Annotated in this window: 12 protein-coding genes and 1 pseudogene; 7 read left to right on the top strand and 6 right to left on the bottom strand. The window is 67.4% G+C overall.

Going from position 1 to position 17,916, the window contains the following annotated elements:
• Positions 1 to 166 precede the first annotated feature (166 nt).
• From N0K08_RS10520 to N0K08_RS10505, 4 genes are read right to left on the bottom strand one after another with little or no spacing between them, the layout of a single operon-like run.
• Positions 167 to 910: an SDR family NAD(P)-dependent oxidoreductase gene (locus N0K08_RS10520; protein WP_261500239.1), complete on the bottom strand. Its 744-nt coding sequence runs from the start codon at positions 908 to 910 to the stop codon at positions 167 to 169.
• A 55-nt stretch (positions 911 to 965) separates the two neighbouring features.
• A complete protein-coding gene (locus N0K08_RS10515; RefSeq protein ID WP_408642943.1) occupies positions 966 to 2,477 on the bottom strand; it encodes a class I adenylate-forming enzyme family protein in 1,512 nt (503 codons plus the stop codon).
• Positions 2,478 to 2,493: 16 nt separating this feature from the next.
• Positions 2,494 to 4,128 carry an acyl-CoA dehydrogenase family protein gene (locus tag N0K08_RS10510; RefSeq protein WP_261500237.1) on the bottom strand — a complete coding sequence of 545 codons (1,635 nt, stop codon included), beginning with the start codon at positions 4,126 to 4,128 and terminating at the stop codon, positions 2,494 to 2,496.
• A gap of 26 nt (positions 4,129 to 4,154) precedes the next feature.
• Entirely contained in the window at positions 4,155 to 5,021 is an 867-nt protein-coding gene (locus N0K08_RS10505; RefSeq protein ID WP_261500235.1) for a thioesterase family protein, read from the bottom strand.
• Positions 5,022 to 5,135: 114 nt separating this feature from the next.
• Between N0K08_RS10505 and N0K08_RS10500 the strand changes: the two genes are divergently transcribed.
• Positions 5,136 to 5,774 carry a TetR/AcrR family transcriptional regulator gene (locus N0K08_RS10500; RefSeq protein ID WP_261500234.1) on the top strand — a complete coding sequence of 213 codons (639 nt, stop codon included), beginning with the start codon at positions 5,136 to 5,138 and terminating at the stop codon, positions 5,772 to 5,774.
• A gap of 248 nt (positions 5,775 to 6,022) precedes the next feature.
• Positions 6,023 to 7,699, top strand: coding sequence for a preprotein translocase subunit SecA (locus N0K08_RS10495; protein ID WP_261500233.1), 1,677 nt, complete (start codon positions 6,023 to 6,025; stop codon positions 7,697 to 7,699).
• A 66-nt stretch (positions 7,700 to 7,765) separates the two neighbouring features.
• Here N0K08_RS10495 and N0K08_RS10490 read toward each other — a convergent pair whose 3' ends face one another.
• The gene (locus tag N0K08_RS10490; protein WP_261500232.1) at positions 7,766 to 8,539 is read right to left on the bottom strand and encodes a sulfite exporter TauE/SafE family protein; all 774 of its coding nucleotides are present in this window, start codon (positions 8,537 to 8,539) and stop codon (positions 7,766 to 7,768) included.
• A 111-nt stretch (positions 8,540 to 8,650) separates the two neighbouring features.
• On the opposite strand from N0K08_RS10490, the gene N0K08_RS10485 reads away from it, so the two are divergent.
• The 5 genes from N0K08_RS10485 (at position 8,651) to N0K08_RS10465 (ending at position 17,627) form a co-directional block, all read left to right on the top strand.
• Positions 8,651 to 9,544, top strand: a complete 894-nt coding sequence (locus tag N0K08_RS10485; protein WP_261500231.1) for a LysR family transcriptional regulator — start codon at positions 8,651 to 8,653, stop codon at positions 9,542 to 9,544.
• A gap of 204 nt (positions 9,545 to 9,748) precedes the next feature.
• Positions 9,749 to 10,291: a PepSY domain-containing protein gene (locus N0K08_RS10480; RefSeq protein WP_261500230.1), complete on the top strand. Its 543-nt coding sequence runs from the start codon at positions 9,749 to 9,751 to the stop codon at positions 10,289 to 10,291.
• 253 nt (positions 10,292 to 10,544) lie between these two features.
• Positions 10,545 to 11,879, top strand: a complete 1,335-nt coding sequence (gene potE / locus N0K08_RS10475; RefSeq protein WP_261500229.1) for a putrescine-ornithine antiporter — start codon at positions 10,545 to 10,547, stop codon at positions 11,877 to 11,879.
• A 46-nt stretch (positions 11,880 to 11,925) separates the two neighbouring features.
• Positions 11,926 to 14,214, top strand: a complete 2,289-nt coding sequence (locus tag N0K08_RS10470) for an Orn/Lys/Arg family decarboxylase (RefSeq protein ID WP_261500228.1) — start codon at positions 11,926 to 11,928, stop codon at positions 14,212 to 14,214.
• A gap of 377 nt (positions 14,215 to 14,591) precedes the next feature.
• Positions 14,592 to 17,627 (top strand): autotransporter domain-containing protein, encoded by a 3,036-nt coding sequence (locus N0K08_RS10465; protein ID WP_261500227.1) that lies wholly within the window; start codon positions 14,592 to 14,594, stop codon positions 17,625 to 17,627.
• 54 nt (positions 17,628 to 17,681) lie between these two features.
• Here the strand turns inward: N0K08_RS10465 and N0K08_RS23315 are convergent.
• Positions 17,682 to 17,891, bottom strand: a pseudogene (locus tag N0K08_RS23315) (hypothetical protein); the annotation flags it as partial.
• Positions 17,892 to 17,916 lie beyond the last annotated feature (25 nt).

Here is a 17,916-nt window from a genome sequence, read left to right as displayed (position 1 = left end):
CCCGTCTTCCCCCTCTCATCCTTCGGTGGAGGGGGGCGCCCGGCCAGGGACCTCGGTTCGGGGGGGCCGCCCAGGTGCGGCCCTTCCTCGCTGCCCCCTTGCTGGGACACGCCAGTTGCATGGGCCGCGGTTGACGCAAGCGCCATGGGTAGTTGAGCGAGAAATCCTAGGTCAGATTCAAGCCCCCATCGGACAGCAGAATCTCGCCCGTCAGATAGTTCGATTCCACCAGCATGGCCACGGCCTGGGCAATGTCCTCGGGGCGGGCCGCGCGGCGCATGGGTGCCTTTTCCTGCCACAGCTGCTGGGCCTGGGTCCAGCTGGCGGTCAAGGGCGTGTCGACCAGGCCCGGCGCCACGGCGTTGACGCGGATGTCGGGCGCCAGCGACAGTGCGAGCAGACGCGTCATGTGGTTCAGCGCGGCCTTGCTCGCGGCATAGGGAATGGACGCGCCCTTGGGCCGTACGCCCGCATGGGAGCTGACATTGACCACGCAGCCCGGCCGGCCCTGCAAAGCCGAGGCGCGCAAGGCGGCTTCGGCCTCGGCGATCAGGCGAAACGGCGCGACCACATTGACTTCGTGCAGCGTCTGCCAGACGGCGGGCGTGGCCGCGGCCAGGTCGGCATGCGGAATCACCTGGCTGATGCCCGCATTGTTGACCAGCACATCGAGCCTTCCCCAGACCGCGATGGCTGCGCGCACCAGCCGCACCCGGTCGGCCTCCTGGGCCAGATCGGCCTGGAGGTAGGCGGCATTCCCGAGTTCCGCGGCCAGGGCCTGGCCCGCTTCGACGGAGCTGCGCGAATGCACGATCACGGCATAGCCGTCACGGGACAGGCGGCGCGCGATGGCGGCGCCTATGCCCGAAGTGGAGCCGGTGACGAGAGCGACGGGGAGGGCGTTGGGCATGGGCGGCGGTGTATGGGTGGGACAGGCCGCCCGATTGTCGCTTGCCGCAGGGCGCTCAGGCGGGCAGCTCGCGAAGCAGGTGTTTCAGCAGCTTGCCCGTCGCCGTGCGCGGCAGCGTGTCGCGCGACTCGAAGACCCGGGGAATCTTGTAGCGCGCGAGCCGGGGTTCGAGGAAGCTGTGCAGATCGGCCGGCGCCAGCGTGCGCCCGGGCCGCGCGACCAGCACCGCCACCACGGTCTCGCCCCATTCGGCGTGCGGGCGGCCGATGACGGCCACGTCCTGCACGTCGGGGTGGGCGCCCAGCGCGTCTTCGACTTCCTTGGAGTAGACGTTCTCGCCGCCGGTGATGATCATGTCGCGCAGGCGGTCGACGATGAACAGAAAACCGTCTTCGTCTACGCGCGCCAGGTCGCCGCTGCGGTACCAGCCGCGCGCATCGAAGGCCGCGGCCGTGGCGTCCGGGTTGTCCAGATAGCCTTGCATCATGGCCGGCGAGCGCATGTGGATTTCGCCGACTTCGCCCGCGCCGCAGCGCCGGCCGTCGGGCAGGCGCACTTCAATGGCCACGCCGGGCACGCCCACGCGGCCTATGGAGCCGGCCTTGGCGATCGCATCTTCGGGGTGCAGCACGGTGCCCAGGGGGCCGGTTTCGGTCATGCCGTAGACCTGCACGAAGCGGTCGCTGCGGTAGCTCGCGGCGAGCTTGCGCGCCATGTCGGCGCCCAGCGGCCCGCCGCCGTAAGCCCACATGCGCATGGCGCTGAAGTCGTAGTTGGCGACATCGGGCACGATGGACAGCGGCGCGAGAAAGGCGATGGGCGCGCCGAAGGTGAACGTGATGCGCTCGTCCACCAGGCTGTCGAGAAAGGTCTGGGGCGCGTACTCGCGCAGCAGTACGGCCGTGCCGCCCATGAGCAGCGTGCCCAGCAGCCAGTTGTTGAGCGGCGAGGAATGCCAGATGGGCATGGCGATCAGCGTGCGCTCGCGGTGGGAGAGCGAGGTGCTGGCGGCCGCGCACAATGCGGCGTGGAAGACATTGGCGTGGCTGTGCAGGCAGCCCTTGGGCTGGCCCGTGGTGCCCGAGGTGTAAAGCACTTCGGCCAGGCTGTCGCTGGCGGGCGTGTCGTCACCGGCCAGCGGCGCGGCGCTTTCCAGCAGGCCATCGAAATCGGCCATGCCCGGCGCCGTGCTGTCGGTGGCCAGCCAGGTCACGGGCGTTGGCACGCGCTGCGCCAGCGCGGCCAGGGCGCCGTCGGCCAGGCACAGGCGCGCGCCCGAATGCCTGAGCTGGTAGTCGACTTCCGGGGCCTGCAGCTTGTGGTTGATGGGCACGACGGCCGCGCCCAGCCGCCAGGCGCCGAACAGCGCAAACACGAAACTGGGGGTGTTGAAACACAGCAGCGCCAGCTTGTCGCCGGCCTGCAGGCCTTGCGCGCGCAGCAGCGTGGCCGCGCGGCGGCTGGCTTCGGCCAGTTCGGCATAGGTCCAGGACCGGCCCGCGCCGCGCAAGGCCTGCTTGTGGGGCTGGCTGCGCGCGTGCTGGTCGAGCAGCGAAACAAAATCCATCATGGCGTGATTCCTTTCATGCCCAGGCTGCGCTGAGCAGCGCTGCGGGATCTTGGCTGCCGGAGGTGATGCCCGTCACCGGGCCCCAGTCGGGGTCGAAGCGGCTGGCGATGAAGGCCGAGGAGGCCTCGTCGCTGGCATGCTGCAGCATCAGGCAGGCCTGGGTGGTCAGCGCCAGCTTCTGGGTGAAGCGCCGGGCCTGGCGCTCCAGCGCTGCTGGCGGCAACTGCAGCGCAGTGCGCAGCTTTTGCACTTGGGCCAGCAGTGCAGGCGCTTGCGTGGCCACGTCTTGCAAATGGTCGAGCACCAGATGGGCATCGTCGGGGTTGCGCGAAATGGCGCGCAGCACGTCCAGGCACATCACATTGCCCGAGCCTTCCCAGATGGAATTCACCGGGGCTTCGCGGAACAGCCGACCCATGGGGCCGGTCTCCACATAGCCGTTGCCGCCAAACACTTCCATGGCTTCGCCCGTGAGGCCCACGGCGCGCTTGCAGTTCCAGAACTTGGCCACCGGCGTCATCACGCGGCGCCAGGCCGTGTCCAGCGCGTCGCTGGAGCCGAAGTGCGTGGCCAGGTCCATGGCCAGCAGCGTCGCGGCTTCGGATTCCAGCGCCATGTCGGCCAGCAGCTCGGTCATCACCGGCTGGTCGATCAAGGCCTTGCCGAAGGCATGGCGGTTGCGCGTGTAGTGCAGGGTCTGGGTCAGCGCCTGGCGGATGTAGCCGGCGCTGGCCAGCGCGCAGTCCAGCCGCGTGAAGGTGGCCATCTCGATGATGGTAGCGATGCCCCGGCCCTCTTCGCCTATCAGCACGCCAAAGGCGTCCTTGAACTCCACTTCGCTGCTGCTGTTGGAGCGGTTGCCGACCTTGTCCTTCAGGCGCTGGATGTGGATGGGGTTCTTGCTGCCGTCGGGCCGCCAGCGGGGCACGAAAAAGCAGGTATCGCCGCGCTCCTGGGTCTTGGCCAGCACCAGGTGGCCGTCGCACATCGGGGCCGAGAAGAACCACTTGTGGCCGGTGAGCCGAAATTCTTCGCCCCAGGGGCCCTGGCCGGCGGGTACGGCCAGCGTGGTGTTGCTGCGTACATCGCTGCCGCCCTGCTTTTCGGTCATGCCCATGCCCACGGTCATGGAGTGTTTGTGGGCCAGCGGGATGTCGCGCGGGTCGTGTTCCAGCGAGGCCAGTAGGTCGGCTGTGGTTTTGTACAGTGGTGCGTTCAGGCGCATCAAAGGGATGCAGGCCTTGGTCATGGTGGTCGGGCAGGTGGAGCCGGATTCGATCTGGCTGTGCATGTACAGCGAAGCGCCATAGGCCGACCAGGCCGACGGGCGCGCATCGAAGAACGGTAGGTTGGCGATGCCATTGCGTCTGGCCATGGCCATCAGGGAATGCCAGGCCGGGTGGAATTTCACCTGGTCGATCCGCTCGCCGGTGGGCGACAGGGCTTGCAGTTCGGGCGTATAGCGGTTGGCGTCTTCGGCCGCGCGCAACGTGGCTTCGGCGCCGTATTCGGCCCCTTGGCGCACCAGCTCGGCGTCGCGCCACTGGGCGCCGCCGCGCGCCACGGCACGGCGCAGCACGGGGTCGCTGGTGTAGAGGTTGTAGTCCTTGAGTTCGGGGACCTGGTTGTCGGGGTGGATGCCAATCATGGTGACTCTCCTTGGAAAGGGGGGCTTCAGGCTGCAGGCGTTGCCGGGGGCGTTGCCGCGGGCGCGCCGCGCTCGCGCAGCACCAGGGACTGGACGGCGACGCCGACCGGGCCGTGTTCGTCGTACAGCTGGGACAAGGTGGTGCCCGCACCGCTGCCGTCGGCCTGGGTTTGCGATGCCACGCCTATCCACTCGCCTTGGGGCGCGCGGTGCAGGTGCAGGCTCATGTCGGCGTTGGCAAACAGATAGCGCTCGGCCGGCAGCACCCAGCTCAGGCCGTTGCCGAAGTCGGCGGCGGCCGCGGCGCGCATGGCGGGGGAACTGGGCTGGCCTTGCACCAGCGGCACGCGCAGGCGGAACCAGGCTGAGGCCGCGCCCGGCTGGCTGGGGTCGCCCTGGGCCACGCGGCTTTCCACGGCCGCGGTGTGGAAGGCCGTGCCCTCGGGCAGGCCGGGAATGCGCAAGCGCTCGGTGCAATCCTGGGGCAGGGGCAGCAGGCGCGCCGCTGTCCAGCCCGGCGTCTGCGCTGGCAGGGCAAACGGCTGTCCGCGCAGCAGCAGGGCGTGGGCCCGGGCCACCAGAATGTCGTCGGCGTACAGTTCCAGCGTCATGCGGGTGGTGGAGCGCGCGGCGTGCAACTCCTGGCGCACGGCAAGCGGCGCCACGGGCACGGGCTTGATCAGCTCTATGCTCAGGCGCGTGAGCTGCCAGCCCGGCTCGGTCATGGCGCTTTCGGCCAGATGCACGAGCAGGGCGCTGGGCGCGCCGCCATGCTGGGCGCGCGCATCCCAGGGGCCGCGCGCCAACACGCTGGGCTGCCACAGCAAACCGTCCTGGGCATAGACGGCACTGGGCAGATCGGTGGTCTTGGGCGTCACAATCGTGGCTTGCATGTCTTGTCTCCGTTCTTGTTGCATATCCCGCCCAGGCACCGGCCTGGAAGCAGCGACGGGAGCTTTTCAAAATTCTAGGCACAACAGCGCCTTGAGGTGTTCGGATTCCGCCCCATGCCCTCCCACCGTATTACCAGCCCCTCGGTCCCCCGCAGAAAGCCCCGCCAGTCGCGCGCGCTGCACACTTCGCTGGCGCTGCAGCAGGCCTTTGTTCGGCTTTTGGTGGAGCAAGGGTATGCGAGCATTACGATCCGTGAAATCGTCGCCCTGGCCGGCACCGGCCTGGGCAGTTTCTACGAGTACTTTGCCAGCAAGCAAGATCTGGCGCGGGTCTGCCTGCATCTGCGCACCAAGACCTTGCTGGTGGCCTTGCGCGCCGCCGGGGCCGAGGCCGCGGGGCGCCCGCTGCACGACATGGTCGACGCGGTCATCGCCTCCCAGTTCGCGGCCCACAAGGGCGAGCCGCAGGAGTGGGGCGCGCACTACCTGCTCGAGCGCCATTACTCCAGCGCCGAGGCCTACCGCGCCATGTACGAGCGCTTCGTGAACGAATGGGGCACGGTGCTCGAAGCCGCGTCGGATCTGCCCGCGGACTTCCCCGCGCGCGAGGCCGCACGCGTGGTCCAGACCATGCTCTACGGCCTGTTCGCCCACACCTATATCCGCACACCGGAGCGGCCCGATGTGCCGGCGCTGGAGCGCCAGGTGCGTACGGCCATACACGCCTACCTGGACGCAATGACCGGTCGCTGACAGGCCGCGTGCCGGGCGCCAAACCATGGGAAAGCGGCTGGTAGGCGCGCGCGGCAACGCACATTATTTTTCTTGCATCCCCCCCGTGTTTACCTAGTTTCAGGGATCGACGACGGTATTTCGACTGTGTCTAATAGTTACATGTGTTTGTGAATGCCGGGAATTCACTGGCAATTTTGTACCGGGTTCCATGCGGCAGGCCTGCGATGCGCTGCGCCAGATGGTGCTGCGCCAACTGAGGGTTTGAAATGCACCAATTCACTACCATGGGCACCGACGCCCTCTATCCCATCAAGGAATGCGATCGCCCCGCCAACCCGCTCCAAGCCTGGGGCACGGCCGGCTTGCGCTGGCTGGGGCGGCAATGGCGCGGTCCGCTGTGGCGTACGCGCCGCATCCTGGCGCAAGTGCACCGCGAGACCCAGGCCCTGGGCAGGCTGGACCTGGCCGGAGTGCGCGAGCGCGCCGCGGCCGTGGGTTTCGATCTGCGCTGCAACGGCATGAACGAAGCCAGCGTCGCGCGGGCCTTCGCCCTGATCCGCCAGGCCGGGCAGCTGACGCTGGGCAAGGCGCATTTCGATGTGCAGCTGCTGGGCGGCTGGGCCATGCTGCAAGGCATGGTGGCCGAAATGAACACCGGCGAAGGCAAGACGCTGACGGCAACGCTGCCGGCGGCGACCGCGGCCATGGCGGGTTTGCCGGTGCACGTCATCACCATCAACGACTACCTGGTCGAGCGTGATGCCCAGCGCATGGCGCCGCTGTACGCCGCCCTGGGGCTCAGCGTGGCCTGGGTGAGCATGGAGATGGGCATTCCCGAGCGGCGCCAGGCCTACCAGGCCGATATCGTCTATTGCTCGCACAAGACCCTGGTCTTCGACTACCTGCGCGACCTCATCGTGCTCGACCAGGGACAGAACGAAGACCCGCTGCGGCTGGCGCGCCTGCGCGGCGGCGCGGCGGGCCTGGAGCCGCTGTGCCTGCGCGGCCTGTGCTTTGCCATTGTCGATGAAGCCGACAGCGTGCTGGTCGACGAGGCGCGCACGCCGGTGACCATTTCCGGCCAGCAGGAGGCGGACGACAGCGATGTGCCGGCACAGGCCATGGGCCAGGCCTTGACCGCGCCGCGCACCACGCTCAAAAGCATCAGCTATCAACGCTTTTTCAGGCATTACCTGCACCTGGCCGGCATGACGGGCACGGCCGCCGAGATCCGGGCCGAACTGGGCCGGGTCTACAACCTGCCGGTGGTGCGCATCCCGCCCCACCGCGAGCCGCGGCGCCTGCGCGCACCGGACCGGGTGAGCCGCAGCACCGAGGAAAAATGGCAGGCCGTGTGCGAGCGCACGCGTGAGTTGCATGCGCGCGGCGTGCCGGTGTTGATAGGCACGCGCTCGGTGGCGGCGTCCGCGCAGGTCAGCCAGGTCCTGGCCGCGGCCGGCTTGCCGGCGGTGGTGCTCAATGCCAAGCAGGATCAGGATGAAGCCACCCTGATTGCCCTGGCCGGCACCATGGGCAGCATCATGGTCGCCACCGACATGGCGGGGCGCGGCACCGACATTCCACTGACCCCGCCGGCCCGCGCGGCGGGCGGCCTGCACGTCATCCTGACCGAGCGCCATGCGTCGGCGCGCATCGACCGCCAGCTCGAAGGGCGCAGCGGCCGCCAGGGCGACCCCGGCCACACCGAAGCCATTTTGTGCCTGGAGGACGCCATCCTGGATGGCTTCAGGGACAGCCTGCGGGGGCGGCTGGGGCAGGCGCTGCTGGCGGTGGAATGGGCGGGTTGGAACTGGCTGGCCGCACGCTGGATCGACTACGCCCAGGCCTGCATGGAAAGGAAGCTGGCCCGGGAACGCCGGCAAATGGTGTCCGCGGATGAAGAATTTGCAAGCGCACCGGTCTGTTCCAGACAGGGCGGTTGACGGCCTGCGAGGCACAAGGGCAATGCGATCCTGCAGCATCCAGTTCCAGGTCGGTGGCACCGGCGCCTAGTTCAGCCATGGGCGCCAGGCCATGTGCAGGCCCAGCAGGGCCAGGCCGAGCAGAAAGCAGCGCCGAAACAGCGTTGGCGACATGGCTTGGCGCAGATGCTGGCCGGCCCACATGCCCAGCAGCGCGGGCGCCAGCAGCAGCAGCGATTCACCCGCGGCGCGCAGCGGGTAGCTGTCGTTGAGCACCAGGGCCACGGCCAGGGCCAGCGTGGACACCGTGAACGACAGGCCCATGGCCTGGATCAGCGCGTCGCGCTGCAGGCCCAGCGCCTGCAGATAGGGCACGGCCGGCACCACGAACACGCCGGTGGCGGCGCTGATGGCCCCGGTCAGCAGGCCGACCAGCGGGCCCAGCCAGCGGTGCACGCTGGCGGGAATCCGGGCCTGGGCGCCGCTCAGGCTCCACAGCGCATAGGCCAGCAGCACCCAGCCCAGGGCCGCCGTGGCCCAGCTGCCGCTGGGCGCGCCCAGCAGCAGAGCGGCCAGCAGCGTGCCGCCACAGACGCCCAGCAGCAGGCCGGCCAGGCGGCCAGTCATCGATGGCAAGCTCGGCCAGGGGCGCAGCTGCCAGATGTTGGTCACCAGGGAGGGCACGACCAGCCAGGCCGCGGCCAGGGGCGGCGCCACCAGCAAGGCCAGCAGGGCCATGGACAGCGTGGGCAGGCCCAGGCCGACCACGCCCTTGACCAGTCCGGCCAGAAAAAATACCGCGAAAGCCGCTGCCATCACCCAGGGCGCATGCCCGCCCGCGAATCCATTGCCCAGTTCCATGCTGTATTTCCTTTGGCCGGATTCTGGGCGTGGCGCCCGCGGCGCGAAATGCGGATGATGCGAAGCCAGCCTCAGGCCAGGCCGAGGGCAAAGCGTGCTACCGTGCCGCGCATGCGATTCGACCTCACCGACCTGCAGCTTTTTCTGCACGTGCACGAAGCGGGCACGATCACCGCAGGCGCGCAGCGCTCCCATCTGAGCCTGGCGGCGGCCAGCGAGCGCATACGCGGCATGGAAGACCTGCTGGGCCTGCCGCTGCTGCTGCGCACGCGCCATGGCGTGCAGCCCACGCCGGCCGGCCAGACCCTGCTGCACCACGCGCGCACGGTGCTGCAGCAGATGGAGTGCCTGCGCGGCGAGCTCAACGCCTACGGTGCCGGACTCCAGGGCCAGGTGCGCGTGCTGTGCAATACGGCGGCGCTGAGCGAATACCTGCCGCAGGCGCTGAGCAGCTTTTTGCACCGTTTCCCGGCGATTTCCGTGGACCTGGAAGAGCGGCTGAGCCACGAAATCGTCGATGCGCTGCGCGCCGGCCTGTGCGACATCGGCGTGGTCTCGGACTGGGCCGATCTGGCGGGGCTCACGACGTTTGCCTTTCGCCAGGATCCGCTGGCGCTGGTCGTGCCCCTGGACCACCGCCTGGCCGCGCAGCGCAGCATCACGCTGGCGCAGGTGCTGGACTGCGAATTCGTCGGCCTGGTCCAGGGCGCGGCCTTGCAGGAGCACATCGCCCAGCAAGCCCGCCGGCTGGGCCGGCCGCTGCACTACCGGGTGCGCGTGCGCAGTTTCGAGACCGTGTGCCGCATGGTCGGTCTGGGTATCGGCGTGGGCATCGTGCCCCAGGCGGCGGCCATACGCCATGCGCGATCGGCCCGGATCAAGCGGCTGGCGTTGAGCGATGACTGGGCGGCGCGGCAGTTGCTGCTGTGCGTGCGCCAAGGGGAGCGGCTGTCGCCCCATGCCCAGCAACTGGTGGAACATGTGCTCGCCGAGCCACGGGCCTGAATCTGGCCAGAGCTTGCGTTAGCGCAAGCATTTCAGCCGGGATGCCTGTGCTTTGCCATTGTTTGCTTGCGTCCTGGCGCACTCTTGGCTTAGATTGGGTCCTACGCCGACGTCAGAGCTCGGCCCGTTCCCCACGTGCTGCACTGGATGTCGGATGCACCACGCCCTGCGTGCCCCCTGTTTTTCTCCCCTAGAAAGGCTTTCATGCGAAGCAACACCCTCTCCACCCTGGCGCTTTCCCTGTCGCTGGTTTTTGGCGGCCTGGCCGCGGCCACCCCGGCCATGGCCAAGGACAGTGTCGCCCAGGTCCAGGCCATGGTGGCGCAGACCAAGGTCACGCTGGCCCAGGCCGTGCAGGCCGCATTGGCAGTGGTGCCGGGCAAGGCCATCGATGCCCAGCTCGACGATGACAAGGGCCAGGTGCGCTACGAAGTCGAAATCATCACCCCCCAAGGCCACAGTGTCGAAGTCTGGGTGAACGCCACCACCGGCTTGGCGGTGCAGCATGAAGACGACGGCCCGGCCAAGCGCAAGGAGCGTGAACGCCTGGAAGCGAGCAAGATCACGCTGCTGCAAGCCATTGCCGCGGCCCAGAAGCACACCCCGGGTACGGTGGTCGACGCCGAGCTGAGCAATGACTGGGGCCAGACGGCCTTCGCCGTGGACGTGCTCACGGCCAAGGGCCGGCTGATGGAAGTCAAAGTCAGTCCCGACGACGGCCGCGTGCTGCGCTCCAAGCCCGACTGAGCCCGCATCGGGCGCTTTCGCCTGATGGCCTGTGACTTCCTCCGGCCGGGAGATGTCGGTTGCCGGCCCCGTTTTCGCGATGCCGTCATCTGCACGGCCTAAGGTTTGACCACACCGGCGCAGGGCATGGGCCCGCGCGGTGCCTCGGTATGACCCCGTCCAGCCACCGCCTTGAGCGCACAGCCAGACACCAACCATGTAGCAGCCGCTGCATGGCTTCTGCGTAGTTCTTCTGAAGACGAAAGGGTGCAAGATGACGCAAGTAAAAAAAATGAGCGTGGCCCAGTTGACCATGCTGACCGTGGTCAACATGCTCGGCTCGGGCATCGTGCTGCTGCCGACCAAGCTGGCCGAAGTCGGCGCCATCTCCATTCTTTCCTGGCTGGTCACGGCCACGGGCTCGCTGGCCCTGGCCTACGCGTTTGCCCAGTGCGGCATGCTCAGCCGCAAGTCCGGCGGCATGGGCGGCTATGCGGAGTACGCGTTCGGCCGCTCGGGCAACTACCTGGTCAACTACACCTACGGCACTTCGCTGCTGATCGCCAATGTGGCCATCGCCATCACGGCCGTGGGCTACATCACCGAGCTGTTCGGCATGCACCTGAGCCCCCTGGGCGTGGGCCTGATGACGATTGCGCTGCTGTGGGTCACGACCATCGCCAACTTCGGCGGCGCCGGCGTCACGGGCAAGATCGGCGGCGTCACCGTCTGGGGCGTGATCCTGCCCGTGGTCGGTGTCTCCACCTTCGGCTGGTTCTGGTTCAGCCCCAGCACCTATGCCGCGGCCTGGAACCCGCATGGCCTGTCCATTTTTGAAGCGGCCAGCTCCTCGGTGGCGATCACGCTGTGGGCCTTTCTGGGCCTGGAGTCGGCTTGCGCCAACGCCGACGCCGTGGAGAACCCCGAGAAGAACGTGCCGATTGCCGTGCTGGGCGGCACGATTGGCGCGGCCGTGATCTACATCCTGTCGACCAACGTCATGGCCGGCATCGTCTCCAACCCGGAACTGGCGGCTTCCACCGCGCCTTTCGGCCTGGTCTTTGCGCAGATGTTCACGCCCCTGGTCGGGCAGATCATCATGGGCCTGATGGTGCTGGCCTGCATTGGCTCGCTGCTGGGCTGGCAGTTCACCATCGCCCAGGTGTTCAAGAGTTCGGCCGACACCGGCTACTTCCTGCCGATTTTCGCCAAGGTCAACAAGGCCGGCACGCCCATCGTGGCCATGATGATCCTGCTGGCGGCGCAAACCGGCCTGGCGCTGCTGACCATCAGCCCGGACCTGACCAAGCAGTTCGACACGCTGACGAATCTGGCCGTGGTCACCAACATCGTGCCTTACATCCTGTCGATGGCCGCGCTGATGACGATTCTGAAAGTCTCGGAAGTGCCGCCCAAGAAAGCCATGCTGGTGACCGTGGTCTCCTGGGTGGCGTCGGCCTTCAGCTACCTGGCGCTGTACAGCTCGGGCACCGAAGCCCTGATGCTGGGCGGCACGGCGACCATCATCGGCTTCACGCTCTACGGCTTCGTGAGCACCCGCATGCTGCGCCTGGACAAGGAGCGCGCAGCCAAGGGCCAGCCGGCCTGAGCCCCTTTTCGATTTCTGATTTTCACTACCGCAACGGAGCCTGACCATGTTTTTCAAAGCCTTGGACTACCCGATCGTCATCATCGACAGCGAGTTCGAATCTCCGCGCCTGCGCGGCACCATCATTCGCGCCCTGGCCCAGGAGCTGGAGGGCTCCAACCAGCGCATCATGGCCAACCTCACGCTGGACGATGCCCGCGTCGCGGCGCGCACCTATCTCGCGGCGTCGGCCGTGCTGATCTCCATCGACGCCGACAAGGACATGGCCCAGCAGTTCGAGCAGATCCAGGAACTGCTGGAAGAGAATCTGGCGCGCCACCCCCATTTGCCGGTGTTCTTCTACGGCGAGCGCGGCTCGGTAGAGAAAGTGCCGACCCACCTGGTGAAGTACGCGCGCGGCTACTTCTATCTGTTCGAAGACACCAAGAGCTTCATCGCCCGGCAGGTGATGCGTTCGGCCGAAGAGTACATGGAGCATTTGCTGCCGCCGTTCTTCAAGGCCCTGGTCAAGCACACGGCCCAATCCAACTACTCCTGGTACACGCCAGGACATGCGGGCGGCGTGGCGTTCACCAAGTCGTCCGTGGGCCGCGCTTTCCACCAGTTCTTCGGTGAAAACACGCTGCGCAGCGATTTGTCGATTTCCGTTCCCGAGCTGGGCTCGCTGCTCGACCATACGGGCCCGATCCGCGAGGCCGAAGCCGCGGCCGCGAAGAACTTCGGCTCCGACCACACCTTCTTCGTCACCAACGGCACGTCCACGGCCAACAAGATCGTCTGGCATGGCACGGTGGCGCGCGGTGACGTGGTGTTTGTCGACCGCAACTGCCACAAGTCGCTGCTGCATTCGCTGATCATGACCGGCGCCATTCCCGTGTACTTCGTTCCCAGCCGCAATGCCCACGGCATCATCGGCCCGATCAGCGAAGACCAGTTCTCGCCCAAGGCCATGCAGGCGCGCATCGCGCAAAGCCCGCTGGCCAGCCAGGCCATGAAGAACGGCGCCAAGCTGCGCATTGCCGTGGTGACCAATTCCACCTATGACGGCCTGTGCTACAACGCCGAAGCCATTGCCAGGAAGATTGGCGGCGCCGTCGATTTCCTGCATTTCGACGAAGCCTGGTATGCCTACGCGGCCTTCCACCCGTTCTACGAGCATTACTACGGCATGGCCAAGGGCAAGCCGCGCGAGCAGGACGCCATCGTCTTCACCACCCATTCCACCCACAAGCTGCTGGCCGCCTTCTCGCAGGCGTCCATGGTGCATGTGCGCAACAGCCGCAAACGCCAGATGGACATGGGGCGCTTCAATGAATCCTTCATGATGCACACCTCGACCAGTCCGCTGTACTCGGTGATCGCTTCCTGCGACGTGGCGTCCAAGATGATGGAAGGCCAGGCCGGCGAATCCCTGGTGCAGGAAATGCACGACGAATCCCTGGCGTTTCGCCGCGCCATGCTGCAGATCGAGGCCGATCTGGACAAGAAGGACTGGTGGTTCAAGGTCTGGCAGCCCGAACTCGTGGCCAAGAACCTGCGCAAGGCTTCGGCCCATATTCCGCCGGCCCAGGCCAAGGATTGGCAGCTGCGCCCGGACGCCAAATGGCACGGCTTTGACAAGCTCAGCGACGACTTCGTCATGATCGACCCGATCAAGGTCACGCTGACCATGCCGGGACTGGACATGGACGGCAGCATGGCCAAGCAGGGCATTCCCGCCAGCGTGGTCAGCAAATTCCTCTGGACGCGCGGCATCGTGGTGGAAAAGACTAACCTCTATTCGCTGCTGGTGCTGTTCTCCATGGGCATCACCAAGGGCAAGTGGGGCACGCTGGTGGCCGAGCTAATGAGCTTCAAGCAGCACTATGCGGCCAATACCCCGCTGACGCTGGCGCTGCCCGATCTGGTCGCGAGCTACCCGGACGTCTATGCCAAGACCGGCCTGCGCGACCTGTGCGATCAGCTGCACCAGTTCAACGTGAGCCATGCCGTGCCCAAGGTCATGCGCGAAATGTACGTGGAGCAGCCCGACATGGCGATGATTCCCGCCGAAGCCTACAACCGGCTGGTGCAAGGCCAGGTGGAGAAGGTCGAGACGTCGCAGCTCAAGGGCCGCATCGCCGCGACCATGCTCGTGCCCTACCCACCAGGCATTCCGCTGATCATGCCCGGCGAGCAGTACAACGAGAAGGCCGAAGCCATCTTCAAGTACCTGCGCATCGCCGAGGCCCAGGACGCGCAGATCCCGGGCTTTGAATCCGACATCCACGGCCGCGAAGTGGAAGTCGACGCCGCCGGCCAGCGGCGTTATCTGGTGGAAGTGCTCAAGGCCTAGGGCACCGCCTGTCGCCCAACGCCCTTCGACACCATCCACGGTCGGAGGGCGTGCGTCCCGCGCAGCTGCTTGCCGGCGGGACCGGTCTTTTTCCCTGGCCGGCACGCCGATCATGGCGGGCCGCCCAGCGCCCCAGCTTTCCCCTCCCCCGATTGACCGAGACCCTCCACAGCGCCAGGCGGCATGCCTGCGTTGGCGCGGCGATGCGCCTAGGGCCACCAAGCCTGGGTACAGCGTTGCGCAGAAAAAATTGGCGTTAGTAACGCCGCCGGGAAAAAAATCTGCATTTATTTTAATTTTGTTACAAAATACACAGTCGTTTTCTTTTTGGTTGCCAAGGCATTGTGCTAAGGGTCCATTGGGGGACTTCGCACTTTATGAACAAAACATATGGCAGCGTTTGGCACTCCTCACTTGGCACCCGGGCGACCGTTTCTGAATTCACCCGGGCCTGCGGCAAGCCCAGCGCCGTGGCCGTGGCACTGGCGCTGCTGTGCTCTTCGGTAGCCGCCCAGGGCGTCTCTTTCTGGGACGGTGGCGACTCGGCAAAGTTTGGCAACAACCTGGTCGATGGCGGCTCGGGCAGCTGGACCGCCGGCGGCAGCAACTGGACGGGCGCGGACGGAGCGAGCAATGCCCCCCTGGGGGCCACGCCAGGCTTTGTCGTGTTCAAGGGCCCTTGGGGGCCGTGGGGCCCGGGAGGACCGGGGGATCCGACACTCAAGGCGACGGTGAGCGTGGGCGGGGCAGGGGAAGCGCTGGCCGTGACGGGCATGCAGTTCGCGAGCCAAGGCTATGTGCTGCAGGGCGGCACCGTCGCGCTGTCCGGCCTGCCGGGCACACGCGCCACCATCCAGGTGGGCGACGAGAGCGCGGCCTATTACAGCGCCACCATCCACTCGGTTCTCACCGGCAGCGCAGCGCTGGAAAAGACCGGCAAGGGGGAGCTGATTCTCAGCGGCGTCAATACCTATGGTGGCGGCACGCTGGTACAGGACGGTTCCGTCGTGGCCGGCGTGACCGGGGCGCTGGGCCAGGGCCCGGTGACGGTCAACAGCAACGCCGCGCTGACCTTCCAGGGCAGCAGCAGCGCGGAAAGCCTGGCCATCGGGCTGGCCGCCAGCGCTCCCGGCGTCAATGGCGGTTTTGTGCAGTTCAAGGACGACAGCTCGGCGGGCAGCGCCCGATTCATCTCCCTGGACGGAGCCACGGTCGAGTTCAGAGACAATGCCAGCGCCGGCAGCGCACAGTTCGACAATCGCGCAGGCGGCAATACCGATTTCACCGGCCAAAGCAGTGCGGGCACGGCCCGCATCGAGAACGGGCCCGGCGGGCAGGTCAATTTCCTGGATACAGCGTCCGCCGGACATGCCACCCTGGTCAACCAGTCGGGCGGGCTGGTGGACTTCTTCGACAGCAGCACGGCCGAATCCGCCACGGTGGTCAACAATCAGGGCGGCACGGTGCGCATCGATCACCTTGCGACCCCGGGGATGGAGATCGGCGCGCTGTCGGGTGCGGGCAATGTGCGCCTGGGCAACAAGGCCTTGACCACGGGGGGCCTGGGCACGAGCACCACCATCTCCGGCGTGATCTCGGGCGTGGGCGGCTCCTTGCGCAAGACCGGCGCCGGCACCCTGACCCTCACGGGCGCCAATACCTACGGTGGCGGCACGACCGTCGCCGCCGGCACCCTGGTGGGCAGTGCCACGAGTTTTGGCACGGGCGCCATCGTCAACAACGCCACCCTGGAACTGGCGCAGGCCGGCAATGGCACGCTGAGCAACCAGCTTTCGGGCAATGGCGCCTTGATCAAGTCCGGCGACGGCACGCTGCTGTTCATCGGTGACGGCACGGGCTTTACGGGCAGCATGCAGGTCCTCGGCGGCACCCTGGCGGCGAATGGCCAATTGGGCGGCATGGTGACCGTGGGCGCCGGTGCGCGCCTGCGCGGTTCGGGCACGGTGGGCAGTGCGCACTTGCTCTCCGGCGCGGTGCTGGCCCCGGGCAACTCCATAGGCCTGCTGACAGTCGCCGGCGACCTGATCCTGGACGCGGGCGCGAGTTACGAAATCGAAGCCCAGGCCGACGGCCAGAGCGACCGGGTCCAGGTCAGCGGCAAGGCCAGCCTGGGCGGTGCCTCGGCCGTGGTGCTGGCGGCCAACGGCCAATGGAATCCGCTGACGCGCTACTCCATCCTCACCGCCGCGGGCGGGGTGACGGGCCAGTTCGGCACGCTGTCGTCCAATTTTGCCTTCCTCACGCCGACCCTGGCCTACAGTGCCCAGGAAGTCACGCTGAGCTTGCTGCGCAACGATGTGGATTTCGCCGCGGTCGGGGCAACCGCCAACCAGCGCGCTGCGGCTGCCGCGGCCCAGGGCGCGGGCACGGGTGCCTTGTACCGGACGCTGGTGCAGCTGGATGCGCCCACGGCGCGTTCGGCGTTTGATCAGTTGTCGGGGGAAATCCATGCCAGCCTGCGCACGGCGCTGATCGAGGACAGCCGGCTGGTGCGCGACGCGGCCGCAGACCGCCTGCGCCTGGCGCAAGGCGGCGTGGCGGTGAATGCCAGCCAGACGGCGCAGGCCGCGAACGGCGGCGCGGGCTGGGCCCAGGCCTATGGCAGCTGGGGCAAAACCGACAGCAACGGCAATGCGGCGCAGATGGACCGCTCGACGCGCGGCCTGCTGGTCGGCGGCGACCAGCGCTTCGGCGACTGGCGCCTGGGCGCTTTCGCGGGCGGCGGCCGCAGCAAGGTGGACTTGGATGCGCGCAATGCCTCGGCCTCGGTCAACAGCGTGCATCTGGGCCTGTATGCCGGTACGCAATGGGGCGCCCTGGGGCTGCGCTCCGGCTTGGCCTATTCGCAGCACCGCATGGACACGGCCCGGCATGTGGCGTTCACCGGCCTGCGGGATACGGCGCAGGCGGACTACGACGCCCGGTCGACGCAGCTGTTTGGCGAGCTGGGCTGGCAAATGGGAGCGGGCATGACCACGTTCGAGCCGTTTGCCAACCTGGCCTATGTGAGTCTCAAGACCGACGGCTTCCAGGAGCGCGGCGGCATCTCGGCCTTGAGCGCAAGCAGCCAGCGCACGGGCACGACCCTGACCACCCTGGGCGTGCGGGCCAGCACGCAGTGGACGGTCGGGCACACGCCGTTGACCGCCCGCGGCCTGCTGGGCTGGCGCCATGCCATGGGCGACGTGGCGTCTTCGGCCTCACTGGCCTTTGCCGGCGCCGGCGCTTTCTCGGTGACGGGCGCGGCGGTGGCCAAGAACACGGCGGTGCTGGAAATGGGCCTGGACATGGCCTTGCAGCGCGACCTGACGCTGGGCCTGGCCTACAGCGCCCAGACGGGCAGCCATTACCGCGAGCAAGGCGCAAAGCTCAACCTGCTGTGGAAGTTCTGAGCCAGCGCGGCCTGTGAGCTCCATCCGTCCGTAGTGGTCGGCCAGCACGGCCGCCACCATCTGCCCGGCCACCACGCAGACCGGAAAGCCGGCCGCGCCCAGCCGCGGCGCCGCAGTTCGGTCCGGCCTTGGTGCAGGTTGGCGCCAGTTCACGCCGCCCCTGGCGCTGCCTTCTTTCGCCGACCAGCAGGGCTGGCATAGGCGCCGCGACAGCGACCCGGCCCACCGTTGCTTGCGCCAGGTGGTGATGCAGTGCAGTAGCATGGCGCAGTGACGCGGGACCGGCGAT

Source organism: Acidovorax bellezanensis, assembly GCF_025421555.1.
GTDB classification, from domain to species: Bacteria; Pseudomonadota; Gammaproteobacteria; order Burkholderiales; family Burkholderiaceae_C; genus Comamonas; species Comamonas bellezanensis.
This window is presented reverse-complemented; position numbering and strand designations above follow the sequence as displayed.

Coding starts and splice junctions, on each gene's coding strand:
- N0K08_RS10485 (WP_261500231.1), top strand. CDS start 8,651: ATGCGATTCGACCTCACCGACCTGCAGCTTTTTCTGCACGTGCACGAA.
- potE (WP_261500229.1), top strand. CDS start 10,545: ATGACGCAAGTAAAAAAAATGAGCGTGGCCCAGTTGACCATGCTGACC.
- N0K08_RS10520 (WP_261500239.1), bottom strand. CDS start 910: ATGCCCAACGCCCTCCCCGTCGCTCTCGTCACCGGCTCCACTTCGGGC.
- N0K08_RS10465 (WP_261500227.1), top strand. CDS start 14,592: ATGAACAAAACATATGGCAGCGTTTGGCACTCCTCACTTGGCACCCGG.
- N0K08_RS10470 (WP_261500228.1), top strand. CDS start 11,926: ATGTTTTTCAAAGCCTTGGACTACCCGATCGTCATCATCGACAGCGAG.
- N0K08_RS10510 (WP_261500237.1), bottom strand. CDS start 4,128: ATGATTGGCATCCACCCCGACAACCAGGTCCCCGAACTCAAGGACTAC.
- N0K08_RS10505 (WP_261500235.1), bottom strand. CDS start 5,021: ATGCAAGCCACGATTGTGACGCCCAAGACCACCGATCTGCCCAGTGCC.
- N0K08_RS10515 (WP_408642943.1), bottom strand. CDS start 2,477: ATGGATTTTGTTTCGCTGCTCGACCAGCACGCGCGCAGCCAGCCCCAC.
- N0K08_RS10490 (WP_261500232.1), bottom strand. CDS start 8,539: ATGGAACTGGGCAATGGATTCGCGGGCGGGCATGCGCCCTGGGTGATG.
- N0K08_RS10500 (WP_261500234.1), top strand. CDS start 5,136: ATGCCCTCCCACCGTATTACCAGCCCCTCGGTCCCCCGCAGAAAGCCC.
- N0K08_RS10480 (WP_261500230.1), top strand. CDS start 9,749: ATGCGAAGCAACACCCTCTCCACCCTGGCGCTTTCCCTGTCGCTGGTT.
- N0K08_RS10495 (WP_261500233.1), top strand. CDS start 6,023: ATGCACCAATTCACTACCATGGGCACCGACGCCCTCTATCCCATCAAG.